General features: G+C 31.3%; 7 protein-coding genes. 1 reads left to right on the plus strand and 6 read right to left on the minus strand.

Annotated elements, in window-relative coordinates:
- Positions 1-55: 55 nt before the first annotated feature.
- Positions 56-487, minus strand: a complete 432-nt coding sequence (locus BMX42_RS11345) for a DUF1573 domain-containing protein (protein ID WP_091314063.1) — start codon at positions 485-487, stop codon at positions 56-58.
- Between the two features lie 158 nt (positions 488-645).
- Here BMX42_RS11345 and BMX42_RS11350 point away from each other — a divergent pair, with 158 nt between their 5' ends.
- Complete coding sequence (locus BMX42_RS11350) at positions 646-3,276, plus strand: valine--tRNA ligase (RefSeq protein WP_177169165.1); 2,631 nt, start codon at positions 646-648, stop codon at positions 3,274-3,276.
- 359 nt (positions 3,277-3,635) lie between these two features.
- Here the strand turns inward: BMX42_RS11350 and BMX42_RS11355 are convergent, their stop codons facing one another.
- The 5 genes from BMX42_RS11355 to BMX42_RS11375 form a co-directional block, all read right to left on the minus strand.
- On the minus strand, positions 3,636-4,043 hold the full coding sequence (locus tag BMX42_RS11355; RefSeq protein ID WP_091314068.1) for a type II toxin-antitoxin system VapC family toxin: 408 nt from the start codon (positions 4,041-4,043) through the stop codon (positions 3,636-3,638).
- Positions 4,043-4,285, minus strand: coding sequence for a DUF6364 family protein (locus tag BMX42_RS11360; protein ID WP_091314072.1), 243 nt, complete (start codon positions 4,283-4,285; stop codon positions 4,043-4,045). Before BMX42_RS11360 ends, BMX42_RS11355 begins: the two co-directional genes overlap by 1 nt.
- 217 nt (positions 4,286-4,502) lie before the next feature.
- Entirely contained in the window at positions 4,503-4,736 is a 234-nt protein-coding gene (locus tag BMX42_RS11365; RefSeq protein WP_091314077.1) for a hypothetical protein, read from the minus strand.
- Positions 4,737-4,930: 194 nt separating this feature from the next.
- The gene (locus BMX42_RS11370) at positions 4,931-5,335 is read right to left on the minus strand and encodes a hypothetical protein (protein WP_091314082.1); all 405 of its coding nucleotides are present in this window, start codon (positions 5,333-5,335) and stop codon (positions 4,931-4,933) included.
- A 153-nt stretch (positions 5,336-5,488) separates the two neighbouring features.
- Positions 5,489-6,138: T9SS type B sorting domain-containing protein (locus BMX42_RS11375; RefSeq protein ID WP_143055644.1), on the minus strand; the 650-nt coding region annotated here is incomplete at its 5' end.

The following is a 6,138-nucleotide window of genomic DNA, read 5'->3' on the forward strand; positions in this document are numbered from 1 at the left end:
TATAGAAAACAAAAAAGTCCCGATTTATCGGGACTTTTTTTATATGATTTTGTTTTTATTTTGAAAGTGGACCTGGAGCTTTTTTCTCTAGTAAACTTTTTTCTTCTTTTACTAAAACGGTTCCTTTAATTCTTAAAGCAATCATTCCGTTTTCTTTATTAATTGCATTAGTTTCAACTGTAATTGTTTTACTAATTGGTCCAGGATTCATGTTATATTGTACTTCAATAACTCCTTTTTTTCCAGGAGCAATAGGCTCGGTTGGTTTCGTTGGAACCGTACAGCCACAGCTACTTTTCGCATCTTTAATAATTAAAGGCTCATTTCCTGTATTTGTAAATTCAAAAGTTCTTTTTCCTGAATCTACACCTTTATAAACTTCACCATAATTAATGGTTTCCTCTTTAAATTCAATTTTTGCACCATTTTGTGCATTAGCTGATAAACCTGTTACCATTAAAACTAAAATAAATACTAACTTTTTCATCTTTTATATTAATTTGAGAATTGTAAAAATATGTTTTTTAAACTAACTAACAAAAACTAAATACATTTTTTTTATTCTGTTTTATATAATTACTTTTGCAGATATAATTCAAAAAGTATACCAAAAGACAATTAAATTTCAAAATAAACAATATATAAATGATACCAGCCCAATTTGATGCCAAAGCAGTAGAACAAAAATGGTACGAATACTGGATGAAAAACAATTATTTTCATTCAACTCCAGACCACAGAACGCCGTATACTATTGTAATTCCTCCACCAAACGTGACTGGAGTTTTACACATGGGACATATGTTGAATAATACGATTCAAGATGTGTTAATTCGTCGTGCGCGATTAAAAGGTTTCAATGCTTGTTGGGTTCCTGGTACAGACCACGCTTCAATTGCAACTGAAGCAAAAGTGGTTGCGAAATTAAAATCGGAAGGAATTAATAAAGCTGATTTGACTCGTGAAGAATTCTTAAAACATGCTTACGATTGGACAGATAAATATGGTGGAACAATTTTAGAACAACTAAAACAATTAGGTTGTTCTTGTGATTGGGACAGAACTAAATTTACGATGGATCCAGACATGTCGGCATCTGTAATTCGTTCATTTGTAGATTTATACAATAAAGGTATGATTTACAGAGGTTACCGTATGGTAAACTGGGATCCGGAAGCAAAAACAACTTTATCTGACGAAGAAGTTATTTTTGAAGAACGTCAAGGAAAATTATATTATATCAAATATCAAATAGAAAATTCTTCAGATTTTTTAGTGGTTGCCACTACTCGACCTGAAACTATTTTCGGAGATACGGCGATTTGTATCAATCCAAATGATGAAAGACATTTCAATTTAAAAGGAAAAAAAGCAATTATTCCAATTTCTGGAAGAGTTATTCCTATTATTGAAGATGAATATGTTGATTTAGAATTCGGAACTGGATGTTTAAAAGTAACGCCTGCACATGATGTTAACGATAAGACTTTAGGTGACAAGCACAATTTAGAAATCATTGATATTTTTAATGAAGATGCGACTTTAAACTCATTCGGATTACATTATGAAGGGAAAGACAGATTCGTAGTTCGTACAGAAATTGAAGCAGAATTAACTTCAATCAATGCTTTAAGTAAAGTAGAACCATACACTAATAACGTTGGTACTTCAGAAAGAACGAAATGTGTAATTGAACCTCGTTTATCTGATCAATGGTTCCTTAAAATGGAAGATTTAGTTAAGCCAGCAATTCACGCCGTTTTAGAATCTGATGAAATTAAATTATACCCAAGTCGTTTCAATAATACTTATGCGCATTGGTTAAATAATATTCGTGATTGGAATATTTCTCGTCAATTATGGTGGGGACAACAAATTCCAGCGTATTTCTATGGAGATGGAAAAGAAGATTTCGTGGTTGCTGAAAATATTGAAGATGCTGTAAAATTGGCTCAAGAAAGAACTTCAAACGCTAATCTTCAAGCTTCTGATTTACGTCAAGATGCTGATGCTTTAGATACTTGGTTCTCTTCATGGTTATGGCCAATGGCTGTTTTTGGAGGAATTATGGATCCAGAAAATGAAGATTTTAAATATTATTATCCAACAAACGATTTAGTAACTGGTCCAGATATTTTATTCTTCTGGGTAGCTCGTATGATTATTGCTGGTTACGAATATGCTGATGCAAAACCTTTTAAAAATGTATATTTAACAGGATTAGTTCGTGATAGTCAAGGACGAAAAATGTCTAAATCATTAGGAAATTCTCCTGAACCATTAGGTTTGATTGAGAAATTTGGTGCAGATGGAGTTCGCGTAGGATTATTATTAAGTGCTTCTGCAGGAAATGATATTTTATTTGATGAAGAATTATGTAATCAAGGAAAAGCATTTACAAATAAAATTTGGAATGCCTTTAAATTGATTAAAGGTTGGGAAGTTTCTGAAACGATTCCACAACCAGAATCTTCTAAAGTAGCAATTGAATGGTACGAAGCTAAATTGCAACAAACTTTATTAGAAATTGAAGATAATTTCGAAAAATACAGATTATCTGAAGCCTTAATGGCGACCTATAAATTAGTTTGGGACGATTTCTGTTCTTGGTTCTTAGAAATGATTAAGCCTGGATATCAACAACCAATTGATAAAGCGACTTTCGATAAAGCTATTGAAATGTTAGAAGCGAATTTGAAATTGTTACATCCATTTATGCCTTTCTTAACGGAGGAAATTTGGCAACATATTGCAGAAAGAACGCCAGAACAAGCTTTAATTGTAGCAGAATATCCGAAAATGACGACAGTGAATACAGCTTTAATTGCTGATTTTGATTTCGCAACGGATGTAATTTCTGGAATTAGAACGATTAGAAAAGATAAAAATATTCCGTTTAAAGATGTGATTGAATTAAGAGTCGTGAATAATGAAAAAGCTTCTTCTTATTTCGATTCAATCATTATGAAATTAGGAAACATTGTAGATTTAATGTACGTGACTGAAAAAGTAGACGGTGCTTTATCATACAGAGTAAAATCTAACGAATATTTCATTCCAATTACTGGAAACATTGATGTAGAAGCAGAAATTGCAAAATTAACAGAAGAATTAAATTACACGAAAGGTTTCTTAAGATCGGTTCAAGGTAAATTATCTAACGAAAAATTTGTAGCTGGTGCACCAGAACAAGTTATTGCCAACGAACGCAAAAAAGAAGCTGATGCTTTAGCAAAAATTGCGACAATTGAGCAAAGTATTGCTGGATTGAAGTAATATATTTTATAAAAGTAAAAAGCCTAAACGTAATTGTTTAGGCTTTTTTTTTGTTTAAACTATGTCTTGTTCGGTTGAAACAATGCTTACTTCGGTTTGGCAGATGCTTTGTTCGATTTGGCGGATGTCTTGTTCGATTGAGCAGATGCTTTGTTCGGTTTGGCGGATTTCTTGTTCGATTGTGCTAAAGCTTTGTTCGGTTTGGAAGATGCTTTGTTCGATTGTGCTAAGGCTTACTTCGATTTAGAAGATGCTTGTTTCGATTGTGCTAAAGGTTACTTCGATTGAGCGGAAGCCTTGTTCGATTGCGCGGATGTGTTATTCGATTGCATTAAAAGTAACTTCTTATTGAGAGATGCTTACTTTTTTAAATACTCTTTTGCTGTTAACACTGGAAGAATAGATTTTTTGAAATCTTTTTTATTTCGTGTTAGAATCAAATCCAATTCATTTTCCAATGCGGTATGATATTGAATGGCATCTTCGAAATCTTTAAAATCAGAAACTAATGCTAACTCTAATATTTTATCATCCATTGGTAAAACTTCTACCAAAACTTTAAATTTGATTAGAATCTTTCTTGCTTCATCTAATTTGTGACTTCTCGCTAATAAGTAATGTGTGTTAGCAATGGTTAAAGAAGAAATGTAAAGTTTAACTTTTTTATGGTCAGCCAAAGTAAATAATTCCTGAGCTTCTCTATAGAATTCTTCTCGTTTAGAAAGCAGATCTAAAACGATATTTGTATCGACTAATATTTTATCCATTAAGAATATTTTTTAGATAAGTAATCTGAATATTCTTTTTTATAATCAGCACTTTCCAAAGAAATTACACCAGTAAGACTTTCCACAAGCGGACTTATTTTAGTCTCTTCTGTATTTCTTTTAGTTAATGATAAAAGATAATTTTCAATAAGCTTTGAAAGACTTACGCTATTATTTTTTGCGTAAAATTTAGCTTCTTCAATTATATTTTGATCGATGTTCAATGTTAGTTTCGTATTCATGATAATTAATTTACGTGTAAAATTAAAAAATTTATACGTAATAAAAAAGTATTTAACAAAAAACCTGTAACTCGTGAACCGTTTCGATTTGGAAGATGCTTTGTTTGATTGAGCTATGTCTTGTTCGATTGAAACTATGCTTTGTTTGGTTTGAACTATGTCTTGTTCGATTTGGAAGATGCTTACTTAAATTTAACCAACTTCTACAAATAGAAATCTAAACCCACCAATACTTAAAACTGCTATTATAGCTAATCTTATCATTAGCCTCTACAATTTCAAATCGAAATTTTGCTAATTCTGATTCTTTAGTATTTGGGTTACTCATAAAGTTCCATGCTAAATGTAAAACAAATGTTTTTTCAATTTCCTTGGCGTGAATATCTGTATACTTAACAACTAAATATAATGGTGGGTATTCCATTTTGCTGTTATGATTGTCAACTAACATTTCTTTTGCTTTATATAACCAATATAAATCAATAAAACTTGAAGGAATTCTGATTTCATTTTTTCTGTTTTCTATCGAATAAGGTAATATAAAATTGAAAAAATCGCCAAAATTTTCTTCGCCTATAAAATAAAACCAATTGAGATTTAATTTTTTTGATGTAATTTCAATTTCATCTTTGTTAATGGAGTATTTTATGAAAGGTTTTTTTTACTTGATTGTAATGTTTTCTGTATTTCATTAAAATCTACAAACCAATTCCAAGAAACTTGTTTAGCTACTCCTAAACCAATATTACTTATATCAATAGTAAGTTCATTATAGCCTCTTTTTGGATCCATTTCTGATAATTTTTTAGAGGAGTAATATAGTGAGAATATATTCTCCTCCTCTTCATTCTCTTCTTCATCAATATCATACTTGTATACGTAAAACTCAAAGTTGGCGATATTAATATCTGGATGATAACTATGTTCTCTTTGTTTTTTTATCTCTCTAACTGTAATAAAAGTAACTGCGGCAGTTAATAAAGCCGAAATTGCAGATATAAAATTTATCCAATCGCTTACAGTAAAAAGTATTATAAAATCTGATATCATAAGAAATTTCGTGAATCGGGATAACCTCATAAATAACCAAACTTCCGTTTAAATCAACTATGAGCTATCATTGTGGTTTGCTAATATAACAAATTCCTACAAAAAAACCGTTCAATTTTTAAACTGAACGGTTTTGGTATTTTTATTTAATTCTTATCTCTTCAACGAGAAGTGAGCTTTAAACTGTTTTTGTTGACTGTTTTCATTAAAATCAATTGTGAACCAGTAATCTGTTGAAGGCGCTAGTTGCCCATTATAGGTTCCATCCCATCCTGCACTTTGATCTGTTGGACTTAATTGTTTAATTAATTTTCCGTATCTATCAAAGATATATAGTTTAGCATTCGCTTGATTTAATCCAACCACATTCCAAGTATCGTGAATTCCGTCACCATTTGGTGTGAAATATTTAGGGTAATCTATCACCATAATTGGTTGTGTTAGACTTGTACATCCTTCAGTATCTTCTACCATAATTTCATGTGAACCAGCTTGAACTCCTGTAAACACATTTGAACTTTGCCATGCACCTCCATCTAATGAATAAATTAGATTTCCAGTTCCTACTGGGTTTACTGTTACTGTGATTGTAGCATTATCAGTAAATGCTTCCGTTACAACATATGTGAAATCTGTTGCTGGATAAACTGTAGTTACTATAGCCTGATCTGCTGCTGCCTTACAACCAGTTATTGTATTAGTTACAATCACTTGGTATGTTCCTGGTAAAGTTACTTCATGAGTTGGTCCGTTTGTACTTGCTAATACATCATACGTATTTGTAGCTGTATTTAACATATACC

It is taken from the genome of Flavobacterium terrigena, from assembly GCF_900108955.1.
Classification (GTDB): Bacteria; Bacteroidota; Bacteroidia; order Flavobacteriales; family Flavobacteriaceae; genus Flavobacterium; species Flavobacterium terrigena.